This is a genomic window from Microbulbifer variabilis (assembly GCF_020524905.1).
GTDB lineage: Bacteria > Pseudomonadota > Gammaproteobacteria > Pseudomonadales > Cellvibrionaceae > Microbulbifer > Microbulbifer variabilis_A.
Genome location: NZ_JAIVKI010000001.1, coordinates 170116 through 187615, shown reverse-complemented (window position 1 = coordinate 187615; position 17500 = coordinate 170116). Strand labels below are relative to the sequence as shown.

The window sequence follows — 17500 nt, the reverse complement described above, 5'->3', positions numbered from 1 at the left end:
ATATTCAAAACATCTGAAATCAACAGGATCTGTCGACAAAGTTTATACCGTGAGGCGGTGGCCATTATCGCGCAGCCAGCGGCGCAGCTCTTTATAGCGAGGGCAGACACTCTGCACCAGCAGCCAAAAATCGCGGCCATGATTATGGTAACGCAGGTGGCTGACCTCATGGGCCACCAGATAATCCACCACTGGTTCGGGGGCCAGACACACCAACCAGTTGTATTGCAGTTCTCCACGAATACTACAGTGCCCCCACTTACTCTTGGTGCGACGAATCCGCAGTGAGGAAAACTGTAAGTCCAGTTGCTCAGACAAGCGCTGGGACTTTTCTGTTAACAGGGCCAACGCCTCGCGCTGATAGAGACGCTGCAGGGCCCCCTGCAATTGCTGCTCTGTGGGTGCGGAGGCTAAGGTGTAGAGACGAATGGCCTCTTCGGTTATAGCCGCATCGGCTTGATTAGCAGCCCGTTTCAAGTAGCGCATTTTACCCAGCCAGGGAAAGTATTCGCCAAACTCAAATCGATATTGCGGCACCTGCGCCGCGCGCTTATTGGCAGCGAGTAGCTGGGCGCGTACCCACTGGATATTTTCTTGCAAAAACTGATGGCCGTGACGGGCGGCGCAGCGCTGCGGAATACGCACCTCCACGCCGGATTGTGCCAACACCAGGCCCAGGCGCTTGCGCCTTGCCGAGCGCACCAGGCGGTAGGGAATATCCTCAAAAACATATTCCCACACTTCACTCATAAAAACCGTCCCAATAAAATTCGACGAAATTTACCCAGCGGCATGAGCCACAACCGCCATGGTAATCCGCGAAATACAGCTCAGCTTGCCATTGGGAGCGTAAATCAGGATTTCCCATACCTGGCTGGTGCGCCCGACATGTACCGGCTTGGCCCGGCCGGTTACTTCGCCCTCTGGCACAGGACGCAGATGATTGGCATTAATCTCCTGGCCAACGCAGTAGAACTTACTGGTATCCACCAGTAGATTGGCACCGATAGATCCCAGGGTTTCCGCCAACACCACGTTGGCACCGCCATGTAGAATACCGAACGGCTGGCGGGTGCGATGATCTACCGGCAGCTTGCCCTCCAGGTAATCCTCACCGATTGCGGTAACCTCAAGGTCCAGATAACCGGGCATACACTGCGCGATGCCCCGGTTTATATCCTCCAGGGTGGGAGTAACGTGCCAAATTGCCATGGGAATAACTCTCTTGAAAATCCGTGATGGAGCTGGGGGAAATTGCTGGACTTACCAGCCACATCAGCCCCCTAAATTCACCAGTAGAAAAAACCGGATGAAAAAAAACCGCGCGGATAAAAACCCGGCGTGAAATAGTCTGGACCGAAAAGCCCATAGCGGTGCAGTTCCAAATCCAACATGCGCAACTCCCATTCGAGTCGGCTGTGCTGGAAATAGAGCCCGCGTCGCTGGCTGTCATTATCACTGTGCCTAAGGGCGTGATGAAGAGAGTAAAGCTCCCGTTCTAAATTATCCCGGCGCCACAATAAATCGCGATACTGCTGCTCTACACGATAGTGGGTGAGGCCACGCTGGTAACTCTGCATAAAAATATCTGCGGTGGGACCGGTGCATACGCCCTCATATTTTCGCCCCTGACGACCCTGAGCATAGCCATTTTCAGCAGTGCAAAATTGCTCCACACCCTCTTCATGGCCCCGCAACCAGGCCTCACTGTCCACATAGATCTCGTAACTTTGGCATTCCTTGGCAATATCGTACACCAATGCCTGGGAGCGCCCGCGGGCGCCGTCTTGTAGACCGCGCTCGTACCAAAGCCCACTGCGACAATCCGCTTCGGAAATCACCGCACAGCCACTGATAGCAGTGGCCAGAACCAAAAGGAAAACACTCAGCTTTGCGGGCATGGGGAGGGGCTCCCAATTGATTATTGTTTTGCCAATGCCGCCAATCAGCCGAAACGTTTATCGGCGACAAACGGGTTAGTCTGGCGTTCCTGACCAAAAGTGGACATGGGGCCGTGACCAGGTACAAAGCGCACATCATCTCCCAGCGGCCACAGGCGCTCGGTAATCGAGCGGATCAAGGTGTCGTGATCCCCCTGGGGGAAATCGGTGCGGCCAATAGAACCGGCAAACAACACATCGCCCACCAGTGCCAGTTTGCTCGGGCGATGGAAAAAGATCACATGCCCAGGGGTGTGGCCGGGGCAGTGATGCACCTCCAGCTCCTGATCGCCGACAGTCACGGTATCGCCCTGCTGCAGCCAGCGATCGGGGGTGAATACCTCCACAGCGGGAAAACCGAACATCTGTGCTTGTACCGGCAACTGCTCGATCCAGAAACCATCACCCTCGTGGGGCCCCTCAACCGGCAGCTGCAATTGTTTAGATAGCGCCGCAGTGCCACCCACATGATCCAGGTGACCGTGGGTAAGCAGGATTTTCTCGAGTTTAAGCCCGCGTTCTTTCACCGCCACCAGAATTTTGTCGAGGTCACCACCCGGATCCACTACTGCGGCACGCTTGCTGTCATCGCACCAGAGCAGGGTGCAATTCTGCTGAAAAGGAGTGACCGGAACCGAGTGAAATTGCAACGACATGGTGAAACCCATCCTTATGCGGGAGTAGTGACTAGTGCCGAGATTATACCGCGACTGCCCGCCGAGATCGCCGTGCAGATGCCTCTGCCCGCGGCTTGGTGTTTTGCAGAAGAGCGCGCAGATCCTTACCGAGCTGCTCCCACACCAATTCATTGCGCCAATAATCCTCCGGCGCTAGAAGCTGCGGGCCGGCCATGGCACCGTTCGGGTCAGAGAGTGGCCGCGTCTCGTAATCCCGAAATACCGCCTGGTTGTAGCTGGGGCTGAGAGGTTTTAGGGGCCAGCCGAACAGGTCATCCGGGTGATAGAAATTCTTCCAGCGGAATTGATATCCGCGGGAGGCCGAAGCCACCGCCTGAATCTGATCCCGCGCCCTGGCCCCACACCACAGCGGATTACTGGCGCCGAGGGTATACCAGTGGCTCAGCGTTTTCAGGCGCAGAAAGCGTTCCCGCGCGGACCCCTTACGTACCTCGGCCGGCCCTCCATCGCGCCAGAGACCATGGTTTACGTTGGGTCGCTGGGCATCCCATAAATAGTTGGACAGGCTGATACAGCCGGCCGAGTGGCTGATAAGCAGCACTGGCGCGCAATCGCCGGCGACCGCCGCGGCCTTTTGCAAGGTCTGATAAATGGCTGTCTGGCTTCTATCGTAGAGACCCCCACGGCTGTGGATATCTCCAAGTAACGCCGAACTCTCGGCCAGGGTGTTAAGCAGGAATTTGCGCGCGCGCAGACCATCCATCTCGCATTTGCGCATATCCTCAAATACTCGCTGGGTATTACCTGGCAACGCTTCCACAGTGGGAAAACTATCGCAATGTAAACGCGCCCAGTCGTCACCCAGGGTTTCCCTGAGCATGGAAAACAACGGTTTTACACAATCCCCTTGTGCAGCCTCCATAGCCGGCGCTGCCAAAACCACAATGTCTGCCATAACTCCCTCTTTTTATTATTTTTGTTGTCGAAGCGGCGCCTATTCCCTTGAACGCCAGCTATTCACGAATTTTTTCCGGGAATAACTCTATTTTTCATACTCCAGTGATCCAAAACCCTCACTCTGCGTACCTATTTCCGCGTATTACGGCAACGGATGTCAGCCGGGAAAGCAGATAACGCTGTCGGGTAGCTCTACGCCGGACTCAGTGAACACAGGGATGTGTTCCTGGCGCCGAACACTGGGGCCCAAACTAAATAGCCGTAGGATCGCTTTCTGATTTATTCGTCTATTTAGTGATTAGGGCTGGCTAGTATTTAGGGCTGGATCGGTAAGACTGATTGGATCCGCCGGTCAATATACCGCCATAAGCAAAGCCACTTCTAGTATTAGCCAAAGAGAATCCAACAAGTCCTCCTACCCTCAGCGCAAATCTGTCACAAAAGCGCTCCTCTGGTGCATAATATCCCTGTATAAAAATCAGACGTTTAAAACAACCCCGCCCGCAGCGATGCTTTTAACTTCCAAATACAGCCTACCGGACTGCCCCGAGCACACCCTGGTGCGCCCGCGCTTACTGGCACTGCTCGAAAACAGTCACAGCGACCAGCTGCTGTTGGTGACGGCACCGGCGGGCTACGGTAAAACCACACTGGTCACTTCCTGGGCCTCAGTGCAGGAAAATCCGGTTGCCTGGTACACCCTCGATGCCAGCGACAATGCACCTAACCAGTTTTGCCGCTATCTGGTCGAAAGCGTGCACCGCGCTACCGGCAAAGGCGTGCCGCAAACCTGTCGATTGTTGATGGCGCCACAAAGCCCAGACCCAACAACCATCATCAGTCATCTGCTGGGCGAATTGCGCAGCCTGCCCAGCGAGCTGCGCATAGTGCTCGATGACTATCACCATATCGACAACCAGGCGGTACACAACATCACCCGCTTCCTGCTGCGTCACGCGCCTCCTGGCATCGGAGTCGTTCTCACCAGCCGCAGCCAACCGCCCCTGGGACTGGCAACCCTGCGCATACAGGGCCGCCTGTTGGAGCTGGGCAGTGAACAGCTGGCCCTGAATACCGAAGAGATCGCACGCCTGCTCAAGCAGCGCCTGCCATTTAACCTGGATGCCGACCGCGCCGCACAACTGCATCACCTAAGCGAGGGCTGGCCGCCAGCAGTGCAACTGTTCGTCTTGTCGGTGCGCGACCGCCAAGAAGTGGACCGCTACCTAAACGAACTGGAACGGGGCCACAGCCATATCCTCGATTATCTGGCCGAAGAGGTGCTGGAAAGGCTGGAACCGGAGCTGCGCGAGTTGCTCGCACGCACCTCGATCCTCACCCGTGTCAACGCACATCTGGCAGAACGCCTGAGTGGCCGCAGCGATGGCCAACAACTGCTGGAAGAGGCGGCGCGGCGCGGACTCTTTCTGCAGGCACAGGACTCCAGCCGCCAGTGGTTCCGATTCCACCCGGTATTCGCCCGCTTCCTGCAACGCCAACTCACCGATCGCGAGCAGCTGTTGAACCTGCACGCGATCGCCTGCGATTCCTGGCAGGAAATGGAACAACCAGTGGAAGCCCTGCGCCATGCCCTCGCCAGCAGCGACCGCGAGCGTCTGTGTCAGTTGCTCGATAGCCAGGGTGAAATACTGCTGCGCGGCGGACAGTCGCGTCTGTTGCGGGACTGCCTGGAATGGCTCGGCAGTGAGGCGTTGCAGAAGAGTGCGCGCTTCACCCTGCTCTCGGCAAAAATGGCGCGAGAAAATTTTGAATACGACCAATGCGAAAAAATGCTCGCCAGCGCTGAGAGCTGGCTGCAGCGGCAGAACCCACAGCAATGGCGCCAGTTCGAAGGGGCCTTCGCCACTATGCGCGCACAGGTGGCCATTGCCCGCGGCCAGACCCTGCAAGCCAAAGAGTATGCCGAAGAGGCCCTGAGACTTTTACTGTCCAACCAACCAGGCGAACGGATTTCGGCACTGCTAGTCACCGGTGAGACCTGTTTTTGCCTGGGCGCATTAGAGCTCGCCGCTACCCATATGCTGGAAGTGGAGGCCTTGGCCATTGCCGAGGGGGATATTCCCAGCGCCGCCTGGGCCATCTGCCAACAGAGCGAGATCGCATTCGCCCAAGGGCTTTTACAGAAATCTGCCGCGCTGCAGGAGAAGGTGTCCAACCTGTTACAAAAACACCACCTCTCCACCCTGCCCATCGCCGAATTTGTCTACCGCCTGCTCGGACAGCTGCAGTGGGAAAGCGGCGATTTGGAAGGCGCCGAGCACTCGGCCCGGAGGGGAATGCAGATCAACCGTAAAGTGGGTGAGCACTGGCTACTGCCGGAATATACGCTGTTGCTGAAACTCGCCCAGGCACGCGGAGAAAAAGAAGAGTCGCTGGAGTGGCTGGCTCGCATCGACCGCCTGCTCTCGGACGGGCGCTACCACCGCGACTGGATTGCCAATGCCGATGCCGCACGTATTCGCACCTGGCGCGCCCTGGACAACCAACAAGCCATTACCAGCTGGTTGGAGCAAGCGGTGCCGGTGGCGGACAGGCCCAGCAATCACTTTGAACAGTGTCATGGCCGCAATCATGTACGCGCACTGATCGAACTGCACCGCTGGTCCGACGCCAATCGCCTGCTCACCCGCCTGCAACAGGTCGCCGAAGAGTGTGCTTTAGTCACCGATCGCCTGCGCAATCGAGTGCTGGAATCCCATCTGCTGTGGTTGCGAGAACAGCACGATGACGCCATGGAAGCCATTCGCGAGGCGCTGCAGTTGGCCGCAGGAAGAGATTTTCGCGCCAGTTTCCTGCAGATTGGCAAACCCCTGATCGTGATTCTCAAGGCCGCGTTGGAACGGTGTTTGGATGGGGACTCCACCGACAAAGCCCAGGCGCTGATCAAGCTCGCCCAGCAACAGCCGGAATTGGATGGCGGCATTCGTATTGAACTGGACGACACCATTATTCGCGAGATTCTCGCCAGCGACGCGGTACCGGATTTTCTACGCCACTCACCGCTCACCCCGCGGGAGTGGCAAGTTTTAAACGCCATTCACTCAGGCCTGTCGAATGAGCGTATCGCCAGGCACTTCAAGGTGGCGCCGAGTACCATCAAAACCCACATCCGCAGCCTCTATCAAAAGCTGGACGTCAAAGACCGCCAGGAGGCTATTACCCTGGCCGAACAAATGCTGCGCTCGGTTCAGGACCGCCCGTAGGGATAAACCGCAACTCGGGGCAATACACGCAAATCCCCCCGGTCAGCCCCTCCCCCCTCTATAGGGAGGAGGAACGCAACTCCGCCCTTCCCCATACTCACCCTATCCTTTCCTGAGTGGGCCCGCCCCACGCTTCGAATAATGAGACAAGGCAGTAATCCATGAGCGACAACAGCACCGAGTGGTGGCACAACAGCGTTATTTACCAGATTTACCCTCGCAGTTTCTACGACGCCAACGGCGATGGTATCGGCGATCTACCCGGTATCACCCAGAAGCTGGATTACGTGCAGTCACTCGGTGTGGATGCCATCTGGATATCCCCGTTCTTTAAATCCCCCATGGTGGATTTTGGTTATGACGTGGCGGACTATCGCGATGTGGACCCGATTTTCGGCAATCTGCAGGACTTCGACCGCCTAATTGAGGCCGCCCATGTCCGCGGCCTGAAAGTGATTATCGATCAGATTCTGAGCCACACTTCAGATCAACACCCTTGGTTCCAGGAGAGCCGTTGCAGCCGCGATAACCCCAAAGCAGACTGGTATGTGTGGCAGGACTCTAAAGCCGACGGCAATCCGCCCAATAATTGGGTATCTGTATTCGGTGGCGGCTCCTGGCGATGGTGTACCCGCCGCCGCCAATACTACCTGGCCAACTTTCTCAAAGAGCAGCCGGATCTCAATGTGCACAACCCCGAAGTGCAGGCACAGTTGCTGGCGGATATGAAATTCTGGCTCGATCGCGGTGTGGATGGTTTCCGCCTGGATGCGGTGAATTTTATCTTCCACCAACAGACCCTCAGCGATAACCCTCCGCGCCCTCTTAAGCTGGACCAGAAAGGACTACCACCGGTTAATATCTACGACTACCAATGGCACAAGTACGACAAATCCCAGCCAGAAAACCTGGTGTTTTTACAACGTGTGCGCCAGCTGATGGATCAATACCCGGGCACCGTTACCGTCGGTGAAGTGGGTGACGATAATACCCATAAGATCATGGCGGACTACACAACGGAACAGCGCCTGCATATGGCCTATTCCTTCGATTTATTAACCGAGGATTGCAGTGCGAAATTCCTGCGCGAAACTCTGGAAAAAAACCGTGCGGTAATCGAAAAAGGCTGGCCCTGCTGGTCCATTAGCAATCACGATGTGTCGCGCTCTATCACCCGCTGGAACCGTGGCTTTAGTCCAGAGCTGGCGCAAAAGCGCGCCCCCCTGTTCCTGCTGATGCAACTAACCCTGCGCGGCAGCGTATGCCTGTACCAGGGTGAAGAGCTGGGCCTGGCGGAAGCGGATATCGCCTTTGAGGATTTGGTGGACCCTTATGGTATTAACCTTTGGCCCGAGTTCAAAGGTCGCGATGGCTGCCGTACGCCTATGCCATGGACCGATAACGCTGAGCAAGCCGGCTTCACAGATGGAAAACCCTGGTTGCCGATTTCCCAGAGTCACCGGAACTTAGCCGTAAACCTGCAGCAAGACAGCCAGCACTCCATGCTCAACCAGTTTCGCGCATTGATTAAATGGCACCGGCAACTGCCCCAGAGCCTGGCAAGCGCACATCAGGAAGTGCTCGATACCGGCAATGATTTATTGGTATTCGTGCGCCGCGCAGAAAAAGAAGTATTCCTGGTAGTCCTGAATCTAGGCACCACAACGGAAACCTACTCTCTGCCACAAGAATTTTTCGGAGCCGAGGATATTACCCCAGGCCTGTTCTCAATGGAGCACAGAGAGAACACCCTAGTCTTGCCTGCCGCTGGTGCCTGTGTATTACGAAACATCCTCTAAATACAGACTTTAAAAGCTCAGGAAAAAATTTTATCCGCTGGTGGCAGCAGCCACCGGCTGCCAATTTCAGAAAAAATACAGTTTCTCTTCCAAGGCTATAACTTATTTTTTTGTCACTCAGCAACGTCACTTATCCTTTCGAATATCTTTTCGACGTCTGCTTCCTCGCCGGCCGAAGCCGGCTTTTTTATTCAGGTTATCTTAGGGTCGCTTTTTACAACAAAATGAGCGCATTAGGCTGCTAAATTAAAAGTTTAATCATCAAGTGGAGTCGATCCCCGTGCCAATACCCGGGCCAAAAGCCAGATATGTAAACGCCAACGGGGCCAACTTAGGTAAATCTCAAGTTGACCTGCGCGAAGCAGATTTACCCTCAGTCTATAAGGCGCGCTATACCTCACCGCAAGGATTGACTCAGTCCGAGGCCGAGACACGGCTCAATCGCTGTGGGCCCAATAGCATCCAGGAAAAAGAACAAAGCGCGCTACTCAAGTTTCTGCGTTTTATGGCGGGGGGGGGCATTCCCTGAATGATCGAAGCCGCTGCCCTGCTATCAGCACTGAGCACATCTACAGTGAGGCAGACTTTAGTAAAAATTATTGAGCTTTTGCAGAAGTCTGCCTAACCAAAAAATAAATACAATTACTCAGGCCTCCAAAAATTAGAGAAGATCATGTGGATTTATTTTTCTACGTAAGTAACTACGCTTATCAGCCTAGAGAACATACAGTAAGGATAAAAACGAGAATGAAAAGGAAAATACATACATATCCTTTTTTCAATTTATTTTTAACTATGAAAATTAATTTCTAAGCAGGACAACCCAGCCTGTATTATCGTGGAATTAATAGCTCATGATATCGAGCCATTTACTAGAAGTTGTTGCAAATCATGCAACAACATTTAATCTCAACCCAAACAGCTAGATGGCTACTATCATAAATATATTTTCCACCCTTAACTTCAAAAGGAATTATGTTATGAGCCAAGATGTGCCTGACTGCCAAATTTCAAAAAGACTCGTCGATTTTTCAATCAAAAAATTTGCAAGCAGAGATTTCCCGTGCGATGTAGAATCTCACGCTTTAAAATTAATATTGAATAGTTTAGGTTTAATGCTGGCAGGCTCAACTTTCGATATATCCAAAGATGTTATATCTTTGTACGAGGAAAAGAAACTAATCAATGACTCCAACAATATCTCTATAATAGGGTTTAGTAAAAAAGCTTCTACAATAATTTCCGCAAAAATAAACTCTATCCTAGCAAATCAAACAGAGTTTGATGAGACATCAATGACTGCCCTCGTTCACCCATCATCCATTATTCTATCAACGGCCTTAGCTTTAGGTGAAGAGTATAATGCTAGTGGCGCTGATGTATTTTATAGTTACTGTATTGGAATAGAAATTTTTGTTCGTCTCGGAGCTGCATTTAGGGATGATCATTTATATGGTTTTTATAACCCTACAGTTGTCGGCCCATTGGCAAGCTCTATTACTGCCGGCTTACTTATGGGGTTAGATAAAAAAAGCTTCTAAATGCATTTTGCATTGCTGCTTCTTATAGTGGAGGAGTACAGGAATGGACTGACCATGGTGGTAGCATTAAGAGGATGTTATATTCAGTAGCCGTTGGTGCTGGTATTGAAGCTGCGTATTATGCATCCATAGGTGTAACAGCTCCTTATACAGTCATCGAAGGCAAACATGGAATATGTAATTACAGCAAGATGAAAAACTTTAATGTCATTTTAAATCATCTTGGGAAAAACTATTTACTTATGGATGCAGCAATAAAAAAATATAATTGCTGCAATGCTATACACGGGACTGTAGAGGCACTGGAATACTTAATCGCTGCACACCCCATAAATATTGATTCTATAGACAACATAAAGATTGGTGTCAGTAAGTTTACTATCGATCATTGCTCCAATAAAAATATAACGGACTCGTTAAGTGCCCAATTATCTATATACTATGTAGTAGCCCTTACCTTTATTTGCGGATCTCCCATTTCCGCAAAATATGATGAGGTTTTTTTTAACGATGAAAGGATATTATCTCTTATGAATTATATTCACTTGTATCAGAAGCCAGAGTATTCGGATAATTCTTTTGGTGCTGACGTTAAAGTTACACTGCATGATGGAAGCTTTTATGAAAAGGAAGTGATAGATTTCAAAGGCTCAGCCAAAAACCCTCTATCGCTTGCAGAGGTAAAGAATAAATTTTTCAGCATCTTTCCCACTCCTAACCTAAGAATATGCAGTAATATATTTTCTGAATGTGAAAAAATAAAATATTTTAAAAATATTAAAAACCTAACAAAATTAATGGTATTATAGATAATATATCAAACTTATAGGGACCACTTGAAAAATAAGCCTTTAGCCCTACATCACCCTTCGTCCTGATAAAGCGACTACTTTTCAATCGAAACTCAAGTTTCTATACGCGCCCCTCCATTTTCATTACTTAAAACCAGCATCTAGAGGATTTCAGGCGTAATAACTCTAGATTTGCAGATATTTCCCCCAATTAATAAATTGGTAAAGCCTGACAGCAAAAACAAGCGTTATGTGTTTTATCTAAACTTCCATAACGTACCTTTCCATACGATAAGATATTTTTATATATTGGAAGGTGTGCTCTACTTTTATCCTAATCTGCGAATTTGTTTTATCTACCTTTCGTAACTCAGCACGGCCCGGAATCTACTTCCAGCGATTTTGCATCTCTGAAATATGCCACTCCAAGCCTAGAATTTTAGGATCTTTATGCTTTTCCGCACCTGTGCAGTCAGAATCCACCCAAACTCGCTTCTCTACCATACAGCACCATACAGCAATTTACCTATTGCAGTTAGGTCATGCTGCTTTGCGGCTTTTGTGTCGAGGCTATATATGAATCCGAAGATATCATCTGTAACTGTATGCACCTTCATGCCAAAATATCATTAATTACCTTTTTTAGTTTGATGCATTTCTGGATCGCGCTCTTTCTTTTTATTCTTAGTCTAAGTTGGAATGGAGATAATAGTGGCATCTACAATGGTACCTTCACGCAGTGCCATACCTTTCTTGGCGAGATGTTTATTGATTTCCTCAATCAGAACTGTGCCAAGCTGATTTGAGTCCAATTATAGGTGTGGCGAAAGCGTAGACAGGATGAGAATTGTTGGATTTATATATGAGTAGACGGTATATACTGAGGCCTGCATTCGGAGGATAGCAAGGTCTGCGCTCTGGCTATCGTCGGCGTTAATGCACCGGTGAACAGCGTTTTCTGGCCATTAAGGATGCAAAGTGCGAATCGACGCTGAGCAGGAAAGGTTTAAATGGCAAACTAAAAGAACACGGTATGAATGCGCCTGAGCTTGCCATAGAAGACGATGCCATAGACTTCTAAACTATACTACGGCACCAGACAAAACACGCAAATGGCTGCCTGTTGAAAAAAGGGCTATTGCATATGCTATTCAAGTTGTCGATGTGTGCAAAAGAGAGATTGAGAAAACTACGAGGCTTTGACTAATTAAACAAATTTATTAATTCGGCGGGAATTTAGGCTGGATTATCCTGCTTCACAATTAATATTCAAAGGTTAAAATCAGCTCGAAATAAAGGGTGCGCATTTATCTCTTTTTTCATACTCGTACTTTATCATCACTATATGGCCGCCTGGTTAATTTTATTAGAATAAAATTCACGTATGGAGAGGAAGCAACAAACATTAACCAGGTCTCTGTTTGATCAAACCCCATGAACAACAGAATTGCCAATAACTCTAATTATACGGCGCAAAGAAAAGAATACGTTGCTGGTAGCTCTGAACCTGGGTACCGCTACAGAAATCTACTCATTGCCACATTAATTTATCGGGGCCAAGAATATCATCCTACTCATGTTTGCAGTAGAGCTAAGTGATACCGCCCTGCTTCTGCACGCTGCAGGTGCTTGTGTATTTCGAAGCATCAAGCAATGCCGGATTTAAAATTAAGGAAATAGCTTTTCCAGCAAGTAGCAACAGCCGTCGGATACCAATTTTCAAAAACGACAATATCTCTGCCTGGGCTGTAAGTTAGTTTTTATCCCTCTGTAACGTCACTTGATCTCTCTATGCCAACTTCCTCGCCGGTTCAAAGACGAATTTTTAATTCATATTTTCCTCTGCAAGTCATTTATTACAACAATCTGAACAGTTTAGGCTGCTAAATTAAAAGTTTAATCAGCAGGCGGAGTCGATCCGTGCCAATACCCGGGACAAAATCCGAAAACGGAAACGCCAATAAAGCTGACTTAAACGGCGCTCAGCTTGACCTACAAAAAGCCGATTTACCCTCAGTTTATAAGGCACTCAACACCTCACCTCAAGGGTTAACCCGGGTCGAAGCCAAAACACGTCTCGAACACTACGGGCCCAATAGCATCCAGGAAAAAGAACAAAGCGCAATACTCAAGTTTTTGCGTTTTTTTTGGGGGCCTATTCCCTGGATGATCGAAGCCGCCGCCCTGCTATCAGCATTGATCGGTCACTGGCCAGACTTCGCCATTATTATGGCGCTACTGCTTTACAACGCGGTGGCGGGATTTTGGCAGGAGCACAAGGCCTCCAATGCCCTGGCCGCCCTCAAGGCCAGTATGGCGCCGCAAGCAGAGGTATTGCGCGATGGTAGTTTTCATACCATCGACGCTGCCGATGTAGTTCCTGGGGATATTGTACGAATCAAACTCGGCCAAGTGGTACCCGCAGATGTGCGTTTTGTCGATGGCAAATCCATCAGTATCGACCAGGCTGCCCTAACGGGTGAGTCATTACCGGTCAGCAAAAAAATAGGGGATATCGGTTATTCCAGTAGTATCGCCAAGCGCGGCGAAATGACCGCCGTTACTATTGGCACCGGGCGTAATACTTTTTTTGGCCGCACCGCAAAGCTAGTAGCCGGAGCTGGTCAGGGTGCTTCCCATTCACAAAAAGCCGTTACTCATATTGGCGACTTCCTGATTGTGCTGTGCTTGGTACTGGCCATGTTATTGGTAGGCACCCAGCTCTATCGGGATATCGTGGTGGCCCCCAGCTGGCACTGGTCGGACATTATTAATATTTTACGCACAGTCCTAGTGCTATTAATTGCCTCGATTCCCGTGGCGATGCCCTCGGTGATTACTGTCACCAATGCCCTAGGTGCCCTGGCGCTTTCCAGAAAAAAGGCCATAGTATCGCGGCTGGAATCTATTGAAGAGCTTGCCGGCGTCGACATTCTCTGTTCCGATAAAACCGGAACACTCACCAAGAACCAACTGAGTCTGCACGACCCCAAATTATTTACTGCCAAGAGCCCCGAGCAATTAATTCTCGCCGCAGCTCTCGCCTCGGAAAAGGGCTCAAGTGACCCGATCGACCAAGCAATTTTTGACAGCCTGACGGATAAAAAAGCTCTAAATAATTATCAGCTCAAAGAGTTCACTCCTTTCGACCCAGTAACCAAGCGTGCTCAGGCTCAGGTAATCGATGACAGTGGAAAATCTCTGTTTTTTTGCAAAGGTGCGCCTCAAGCGGTAATGCAATTGTGCAAGCTCAGTGGCGAGAATGAAAAGAAAGCCTCTGACTGTGTGCAGGAACTTGCCGTGCGGGGTTTACGCTCTCTGGGTGTGGCGCGTTCCATCGATGGAAGAAACTGGGATTTCCTCGGTATCCTGTCTTTAGAAGATCCACCTCGGGACGATTCCAAACAAACCATCAGCCGGGCGAGGGAACACGGGCTTCAGGTGAAAATGATCACCGGTGACGATGTTGCTATCGGCAAGGAAATCGCTGCTCAAGTAGGGATTGGGCAGAATATTTATGCCGCCGCCGATGTTTTCACTGACTCGGAGAATATGGATCACCTATCTAAGCAGGTGGTTGATTGTGTCGAGCGCGCCGACGGCTTCGGCCGTGTTTTCCCCGAACACAAATACGCCATCGTAAAAGCCTTGCAAGAAAGAGGGCATCAGGTGGCAATGACTGGCGATGGCGTCAACGATGCGCCTGCCCTGAAACAGGCCGATTGTGGTATTGCCGTTAGCGGCGCCACCGATGCGGCCCGCGCCGCAGCGGCAATTATTCTCACCGCGCCGGGCCTTTCCACCGTAGTGGATGCAATTGACGAAGCGCGCAAGATCTTTGAGCGCATTATTAATTATGTGCTTTTCCGGGTTTCCATGACCCTGGATATTATGGTGGTGGTGGTATTTGCCACAATTCTCTTCGGTTTTTCTCCCCTCACTCCGGTCATGATCGTATTGGTAGCTCTACTCGACGATATCCCCATTATGACCATTGCCTACGACAATACTTTGCTACCAAAGGAGCCGGTGCACTGGGAAATGCGTGATTTATTACTGGGTTCGACCATTATCGGCATTTTTTCTATCGCACAAACCATGGGGCTGCTCTTGATTGGTATGGAGTGGCTACAAAACAGCCAATGGCAATCCTGGATATCCCTAGATAAGTCTCAGATCCAAACGATTATTTTTTTACAAATTGTCGCCGGCGGTCATTTACTACTTTTTGTCGTGCGATCTCGCTCTGCCTTCTTCACAAAACCACTACCCGCAATGAAGTTATTTATCGCTATTGTCGGTACACAGGCGCTCACCGTCTTAATGTGTGGATTTGGTTGGCTGGTACCTGCTATCCCCTGGCGTATTATTGGGCTCGTTTGGCTCTATATGATTTTGTGGATGTTTATTCTGGATCTGGTGAAGAAACTACTCTATCGGCGCTTGCAGGATATTTAATCCACTGCGCAGAGACAAACCATTAAACTTATCATGAAGAAATAAAACTATGAATTGCTTCGAGGCATTCCAGGTAAAACCTGGCAGCAAAGTACAGTTAGATAAGATCGATGCCAGCTTCAAGGATTGCTATAACAATCGCGAAGAGGCCCAGCCGGTCATTGATAAGCTGGATGAAAGAATTCGCGCACAGCAGTATCTTATGTATGCCGAACACAAGCGTTCCCTGTTGATCTGCCTACAGGGTCGGGATGCCTCCGGCAAAGATGGCACCATTAATCATGTACTGGGGGCAATGAATCCCCAGGGCTGTACGGTGACTAGCTTCAAGCAACCATCCAAAGAAGAAGCCGCCCATGATTTCCTATGGCGATGCCATAAAGTCACCCCTGCGCAAGGGCATGTGGCTATTTTTAATCGATCCCATTATGAAGATGTATTAATTCAACGGGTGCATAATATGGTGCCGGAGAGCATCTGGTCTAAGCGCTACGATCACATTAACCACTTCGAACAGCTACTGGCTGATAACAAAACCCTGACTCTGAAATTTTTTCTGCACATCGATGCGGACGAACAACTGAAACGTTTTAAGCAACGTATCGATGACCCAAGTAAACACTGGAAAATCAGTGAGAGCGATTATACCGAGGCGAGCTACTGGGACGCCTACACCCAGGCCTTTGAGGATATTCTCTATAAGTGCAGTAAACCTCATGCTCCCTGGTTCGTTATTCCCGCCAATCACAAATGGTTTAGAAATCTTGCAATTGCCTCCATTGTCGCCGATGCGATGGAGGCCCTAAAAATGAATTTTCCCAAGCCCAGCGTGGATATCAATGAAATAAAAAGAAAGTATCATAAGCTGGATGACCTAGAGGAAAAGAAGGGACTCTTAGATGATCCAAAGGAGCATAAGAAGATCTAGCCACCACTCCTAATTTCAAATCTTAGATAATTTTTTCACTTCTGATATAACAATAACCATCAGTGAAACCGCCGGACTGTGAGGGCTGTATCTCAGTGATCAGTTGAGTTTTCAGAAGCCCAACTGGCAGTTCCCAATAGTGCACTTTACGCTCGGTTGACGGCACAATTGAAGCACCCCGGAACCGCATTGTGAATATGGATATAATCCACCGTCCCTAGGGAAAATTGCTTTTCAAGTACCACCTCAAGCTCCGCCCCCTGAGTAACCTCAGCAGTCTCCATTACCCCCTCGCAGTTATAAGCGCGAATTGAAAGCAGCCTGTGTCGCAGCATTAGGGGAACTTCATTAACCTCTAACTTAGCAGGCTCGGCATGCTCCCGAATAAATATAGGGCCTGAAGCACGATAAAAGGATGAAGTATTATGATGGCTATAGGGTAGGCAGAGTACCCTCTCGTCTACCTTGGCATCCTCAAGGGATACCCTGCAGGGATAACCTGGGTTCGCATCTACACGCTTCCAGCAAGCATTTTTTTCTTTCAACTGAGTATCTGGAAGCATCAATAAATGATAAAAATTTAGCGGGTTAATGCCTTGTATTTGAAATGCCATGGTAACTGCTACCTGATTGATCAAGAGGAAACAATCATAACTTCAGTGCATAACGAGTATCGGTCATTTTCGGAAGTATAAATTTGGACAAAAATGATAGAGTCATAAATAATACGCTAATTTGTTGAAGCGGTTGGATATCTCTTTTGGGCAATCACACACCCCGCTATACCTACAGGGCAGTCGTACCGTTAAACACATCAAGTCCAACGTATTCTTTCCTTGCCCCATGTGGAGGTTTGATAGAGTTCCAGATACATTGGGAACTCCACATAAGGGTTGCTATTGACTGATTAGCGATAAAACACAGCCAACCAAACTGTTGCTTCCTTAGGCGAGGTTTCCACCACGCGGTGCTTTCTTCCAGCCTCTATCAAAAAGCAATCCCCAGGCTTCAGCTGACATAATTTCCCACAGTCAAACTCCAGCACCCCATAACCACTCAATACAAGCACCCACTCATGTTCATCCTGGTCGTACCAACCCTCCTCCGGCGAGGACTGACCGTGAGAAACGATTCTCTCAATTCGTACAGCGTCACTTTTTACGATATCCTGGAAGTGCTCCAGTTCGGTGTTTTCCGGTAAATTCTCAAAAACATTTATCATAT

At 49.8% G+C, this 17500-nt stretch carries 14 protein-coding genes; 7 read left to right on the top strand and 7 right to left on the bottom strand.

Annotated elements, in window-relative coordinates:
- Positions 1–42: 42 nt before the first annotated feature.
- The 5 genes from LC073_RS00815 to LC073_RS00795 all read right to left on the bottom strand — a co-directional run bounded on the left by LC073_RS00815 (position 43) and on the right by LC073_RS00795 (position 3533).
- Positions 43–750, bottom strand: a complete 708-nt coding sequence (locus LC073_RS00815) for a M48 family metallopeptidase (protein WP_226642349.1) — start codon at positions 748–750, stop codon at positions 43–45.
- A 30-nt stretch (positions 751–780) separates the two neighbouring features.
- On the bottom strand, positions 781–1212 hold the full coding sequence (locus LC073_RS00810) for a hotdog fold thioesterase (protein WP_226642347.1): 432 nt from the start codon (positions 1210–1212) through the stop codon (positions 781–783).
- Between the two features lie 77 nt (positions 1213–1289).
- Positions 1290–1901 (bottom strand): DUF2799 domain-containing protein, encoded by a 612-nt coding sequence (locus LC073_RS00805; RefSeq protein WP_226642345.1) that lies wholly within the window; start codon positions 1899–1901, stop codon positions 1290–1292.
- Positions 1902–1945: 44 nt separating this feature from the next.
- The gene (locus LC073_RS00800) at positions 1946–2596 is read right to left on the bottom strand and encodes an MBL fold metallo-hydrolase (protein WP_319004695.1); all 651 of its coding nucleotides are present in this window, start codon (positions 2594–2596) and stop codon (positions 1946–1948) included.
- Positions 2597–2639: 43 nt separating this feature from the next.
- Positions 2640–3533 carry a hypothetical protein gene (locus LC073_RS00795; RefSeq protein ID WP_226642343.1) on the bottom strand — a complete coding sequence of 298 codons (894 nt, stop codon included), beginning with the start codon at positions 3531–3533 and terminating at the stop codon, positions 2640–2642.
- Between the two features lie 511 nt (positions 3534–4044).
- Between LC073_RS00795 and malT the strand changes: the two genes are divergently transcribed.
- The 7 genes from malT to LC073_RS00755 all read left to right on the top strand — a co-directional run bounded on the left by malT (position 4045) and on the right by LC073_RS00755 (position 16276).
- Positions 4045–6759, top strand: coding sequence for an HTH-type transcriptional regulator MalT (gene malT, locus LC073_RS00790; protein WP_226642341.1), 2715 nt, complete (start codon positions 4045–4047; stop codon positions 6757–6759).
- A gap of 161 nt (positions 6760–6920) precedes the next feature.
- A complete protein-coding gene (locus LC073_RS00785) occupies positions 6921–8558 on the top strand; it encodes an alpha-glucosidase (RefSeq protein ID WP_226642339.1) in 1638 nt (545 codons plus the stop codon).
- Positions 8559–8838: 280 nt separating this feature from the next.
- Complete coding sequence (locus LC073_RS00780; RefSeq protein ID WP_226642337.1) at positions 8839–9087, top strand: cation-transporting P-type ATPase; 249 nt, start codon at positions 8839–8841, stop codon at positions 9085–9087.
- Between the two features lie 451 nt (positions 9088–9538).
- Positions 9539–10099 (top strand): MmgE/PrpD family protein, encoded by a 561-nt coding sequence (locus tag LC073_RS00775; RefSeq protein WP_226642334.1) that lies wholly within the window; start codon positions 9539–9541, stop codon positions 10097–10099.
- Between the two features lie 74 nt (positions 10100–10173).
- Positions 10174–10908: an MmgE/PrpD family protein gene (locus LC073_RS00770; protein ID WP_226642332.1), complete on the top strand. Its 735-nt coding sequence runs from the start codon at positions 10174–10176 to the stop codon at positions 10906–10908.
- A gap of 1902 nt (positions 10909–12810) precedes the next feature.
- Complete coding sequence (locus tag LC073_RS00760) at positions 12811–15348, top strand: plasma-membrane proton-efflux P-type ATPase (protein ID WP_226642330.1); 2538 nt, start codon at positions 12811–12813, stop codon at positions 15346–15348.
- A 49-nt stretch (positions 15349–15397) separates the two neighbouring features.
- Positions 15398–16276 carry a polyphosphate kinase 2 family protein gene (locus tag LC073_RS00755; protein ID WP_226642327.1) on the top strand — a complete coding sequence of 293 codons (879 nt, stop codon included), beginning with the start codon at positions 15398–15400 and terminating at the stop codon, positions 16274–16276.
- Between the two features lie 146 nt (positions 16277–16422).
- Here LC073_RS00755 and LC073_RS00750 read toward each other — a convergent pair whose 3' ends face one another.
- Entirely contained in the window at positions 16423–16890 is a 468-nt protein-coding gene (locus LC073_RS00750) for a DUF1203 domain-containing protein (RefSeq protein WP_226642325.1), read from the bottom strand.
- Positions 16891–17183: 293 nt separating this feature from the next.
- Positions 17184–17498: a cupin domain-containing protein gene (locus LC073_RS00745; RefSeq protein WP_226642323.1), complete on the bottom strand. Its 315-nt coding sequence runs from the start codon at positions 17496–17498 to the stop codon at positions 17184–17186.
- Positions 17499–17500: the final 2 nt, after the last annotated feature.

What these genes read in the sequence shown, in the direction of transcription:
- LC073_RS00795 (WP_226642343.1), bottom strand. Translation starts at nt 3,533, where the DNA reads ATGGCAGACATTGTGGTTTTGGCAGCGCCGGCTATGGAGGCTGCACAA.
- LC073_RS00770 (WP_226642332.1), top strand. Translation starts at nt 10,174, where the DNA reads ATGTTATATTCAGTAGCCGTTGGTGCTGGTATTGAAGCTGCGTATTAT.
- LC073_RS00810 (WP_226642347.1), bottom strand. Translation starts at nt 1,212, where the DNA reads ATGGCAATTTGGCACGTTACTCCCACCCTGGAGGATATAAACCGGGGC.
- LC073_RS00750 (WP_226642325.1), bottom strand. Translation starts at nt 16,890, where the DNA reads ATGGCATTTCAAATACAAGGCATTAACCCGCTAAATTTTTATCATTTA.
- LC073_RS00805 (WP_226642345.1), bottom strand. Translation starts at nt 1,901, where the DNA reads ATGCCCGCAAAGCTGAGTGTTTTCCTTTTGGTTCTGGCCACTGCTATC.
- LC073_RS00755 (WP_226642327.1), top strand. Translation starts at nt 15,398, where the DNA reads ATGAATTGCTTCGAGGCATTCCAGGTAAAACCTGGCAGCAAAGTACAG.
- malT (WP_226642341.1), top strand. Translation starts at nt 4,045, where the DNA reads ATGCTTTTAACTTCCAAATACAGCCTACCGGACTGCCCCGAGCACACC.
- LC073_RS00815 (WP_226642349.1), bottom strand. Translation starts at nt 750, where the DNA reads ATGAGTGAAGTGTGGGAATATGTTTTTGAGGATATTCCCTACCGCCTG.
- LC073_RS00785 (WP_226642339.1), top strand. Translation starts at nt 6,921, where the DNA reads ATGAGCGACAACAGCACCGAGTGGTGGCACAACAGCGTTATTTACCAG.
- LC073_RS00745 (WP_226642323.1), bottom strand. Translation starts at nt 17,498, where the DNA reads ATGATAAATGTTTTTGAGAATTTACCGGAAAACACCGAACTGGAGCAC.
- LC073_RS00775 (WP_226642334.1), top strand. Translation starts at nt 9,539, where the DNA reads ATGAGCCAAGATGTGCCTGACTGCCAAATTTCAAAAAGACTCGTCGAT.
- LC073_RS00800 (WP_319004695.1), bottom strand. Translation starts at nt 2,596, where the DNA reads ATGTCGTTGCAATTTCACTCGGTTCCGGTCACTCCTTTTCAGCAGAAT.